The organism is Neisseria sp. P0021.S006, from assembly GCF_051956895.1.
The window spans coordinates 1-2,625 of record NZ_JBQCWZ010000121.1 but is presented as its reverse complement, the minus strand read 5'-3'; the positions used below and the strand labels follow the sequence as shown (position 1 = coordinate 2,625).

Annotated in this window: 3 protein-coding genes and 1 pseudogene; all 4 read right to left on the bottom strand. The window is 47.8% G+C overall.

Annotation, left to right across the window (positions count from 1 at the left end; all coding sequences use genetic code 11):
- Positions 1 to 86 precede the first annotated feature (86 nt).
- Positions 87 to 779: an HAD family hydrolase gene (locus ACTHUM_RS11385; protein ID WP_070460468.1), complete on the bottom strand. Its 693-nt coding sequence runs from the start codon at positions 777 to 779 to the stop codon at positions 87 to 89.
- On the bottom strand, positions 772 to 1,746 hold the full coding sequence (locus ACTHUM_RS11380; RefSeq protein WP_070460467.1) for an ATP-grasp domain-containing protein: 975 nt from the start codon (positions 1,744 to 1,746) through the stop codon (positions 772 to 774). Before ACTHUM_RS11380 ends, ACTHUM_RS11385 begins: the two co-directional genes overlap by 8 nt.
- Complete coding sequence (locus ACTHUM_RS11375) at positions 1,733 to 2,350, bottom strand: sugar transferase (protein WP_049333552.1); 618 nt, start codon at positions 2,348 to 2,350, stop codon at positions 1,733 to 1,735. Before ACTHUM_RS11375 ends, ACTHUM_RS11380 begins: the two co-directional genes overlap by 14 nt.
- Positions 2,343 to 2,625: pseudogene (locus tag ACTHUM_RS11370) on the bottom strand (hypothetical protein); the annotation flags it as partial. The pseudogene ACTHUM_RS11370 and the gene ACTHUM_RS11375, both read right to left, overlap by 8 nt.

Genomic DNA, 2,625 nt, shown 5'->3' with positions numbered 1-2,625 from the left:
TATGGTCTTGTTTGGTCAAAAAACGAAGCAGGTTGGCGGAAACCTGTTTACGACCCATAAATAAGATTTTCATGGAGAAATGTCCCTTATGCATTTGCTTTTTCGGTGGCGGAAGTTGTCAGTGTAGCCAATTCTTCCAGGGTGTTTATCCAAAGGGTGGGCTGGTATTCACGACCGTATTGCTCGGGATCGGCTTGATGAATATTGTGCGGCTTAGGCATGATGCCTATGGAGAGCCAACCCAGTTTGTTGGGTGCGACAAAATCTTTTTTGATGTTGTCGCCGATGTAGATGAAACGTTTTGCAGCCAGATATTTGTTTTGCAGGAAGACAAAACGCTTATCGTCGGGTTTTTCCGATTGCATGGCTTCCGAAATCAAAATGTCGTCAAACAAATCGGTCAAACCCAAGGCCTGTATTTTCAAACGCTGTGTCAGACTGCGGCCGTCTGTAATCAGGGCACGTGCGGCAAAAGGGCGCATCAGCTTCCGTAAAAAAGACGGTTCGACATAGGGTCGGATAACAGGCCGGTGTAGTCGATATTGCCACAAAAGTGATTGTTTCTCTAGTTCGTTTAATTTGCAATGATGACACAAATTTTCGAGCCAGTCTTTACTTTTATTGTCTGCAATTTCATTTAGTACGTCGACATTGTATTGCGGGTAAAGCGACGTAATTGTCCCTACAACTGCCTGTATTCCGGAGCATTTGTAGTCGTACTCAGAGTAAAGCGTATCGTCAAGATCGAAGACGATGACGGATTCTTCCGGCTTAATCATGTTCTCTTACCAAAATCTTAGCATCATAACGAAGCATGATTAAATTGTTTTCCCAGTCGTCGGAGAAAGGGATGTCTTGGCCGCCGATGTATTCTTGAATCAGCCAGCCCGGATAGTTGCCGCCTGCAGCGTAAGTCAGCGGGAAACCGCCGCCGAAACGAGGGTTGATTTCCACACCGTAGGTCGTGCTGTCGGTTTTGCTGACGAAGAATTGCGCGGTAATGCAGCCGCGTGCGCCTTCCAATACGGCCATTTTTTCAACCAGCTCTTTATACAGGGCATTGCGTCGGGTTGCGCCTTTGCTGACTTCGCCGGTGCGCACTTCCAAACGCTCGCGAGGAATGGCGCATTTCAGACGGCCTTGACGGTCGTAATACATATCGACGGTAAATTCGGAAAAAGTATTCTCGATATCGATGTATTGGGTGAACATCATTTTCGGGTCTTCGGTAATGTCGACAGTCAAATCAGCTGGTGTGTTGATTTTTTTCGCACCGATGGCGCGGCTGCCGTCATAAGGCTTGGTAAAACATGGGAAAACCAGGTGGTCCCGTTCGTAAATTTCAGGGGAACGGATGCTGTATTGTGCAAACAGGCATGAGGTCAGGCGCTTGTCGCGGCACAGGGTAATCAGTTTTGCATCGGAAATGACAATATGTATTCCTTCAGCTTCAAAACGGTCACGTGCTTCGGCCAGTTTGAGCAGCTCGGTATCGATGGTTGGCACAATCAGACCGATGTCGTGTTGTTTGGCCAACTCGAAAATGCTGTCAATGTATTCGGCTGCATCGATACGCGGCACGCTGAAAGTGCGGTCGGCAACATGGCAGGCAGAAGACATGTGGGGGTTGAGGTCAGTGGCAAAAACGCCGATACCGTCTGAAAAACGTGCGGCTTCGGTTTGAAAGTCCTGCACCAATTCGACACGGCGACCTGCCGACAGAATCAGTATATTATTTTTTTTCATCAGTTTTGTTACCCGTGAAATAAGGCATTGTGGCTTCCCCTTCGGCTGAGATGCCTTCTTTGACGAAGACTTTTTTAACTGTCAGGAACAAAATTTTTATATCCAGCCAAAAGCTAAAGTTGTCGATGTACCAAACATCGTGGGCGAATTTTTCATCCCATGAAATGGCGTTGCGGCCATTGACTTGAGCCCAACCGGTCACGCCCGGTTTCATTTCGTGGCGGCGGTTTTGAAAGTCGTTGTACAACGGCAGATAGTGCATCAGCAGCGGACGAGGGCCAACTAGACTCATCTCACCTTTTAAGACATTCCATAATTCAGGAAGTTCGTCCAAACTGGTGGCACGTAATTTTTTGCCGAAATCGGTCAGGCGTTCGCTGTCCGGCAGTGGGTTGCCGTCTTTGTCGATTGCATCGCGCATGGAGCGGAATTTAATCATTTTAAACGGCTTGCCATCTTTGCCCGGCCGCTCTTGGATGAAGAACACGGGCGAGCCTAGGTTTTTACGGATGAGGTACACCAAAATCAAAAACACAGGCGACAGGATAATCAGTCCTGAAGCGGAGGCGACAATGTCAAACAGGCGTTTGAAAAATTTATTCATGAGCTAATCTTTCAATCAGGTTGACGATTTTTTGATAGGCAACGTCGCGTTTGAAGCGGCCGACGATTTCTTCGGACTGAACAGGATCGCTTTTGCGCTTCAAAATATCTTTGGCGGCTTGAACGAAACCGTCCACATCGCCGGAATGGTAGTTCGCATGCGGCAGCAGGGTAAGGACTTCGGCAACTTCGTCGTTGACTTGGCTGTTCAGAATCGGTTTTTGCAAAGCCATATAGTCGGAGAGTTTGTTGGTAATCGATGCCATTGAATAGGAC

Coding starts and splice junctions, on each gene's coding strand:
- ACTHUM_RS11385 (WP_070460468.1), bottom strand. CDS start 779: ATGATTAAGCCGGAAGAATCCGTCATCGTCTTCGATCTTGACGATACG.
- ACTHUM_RS11380 (WP_070460467.1), bottom strand. CDS start 1,746: ATGAAAAAAAATAATATACTGATTCTGTCGGCAGGTCGCCGTGTCGAA.
- ACTHUM_RS11375 (WP_049333552.1), bottom strand. CDS start 2,350: ATGAATAAATTTTTCAAACGCCTGTTTGACATTGTCGCCTCCGCTTCA.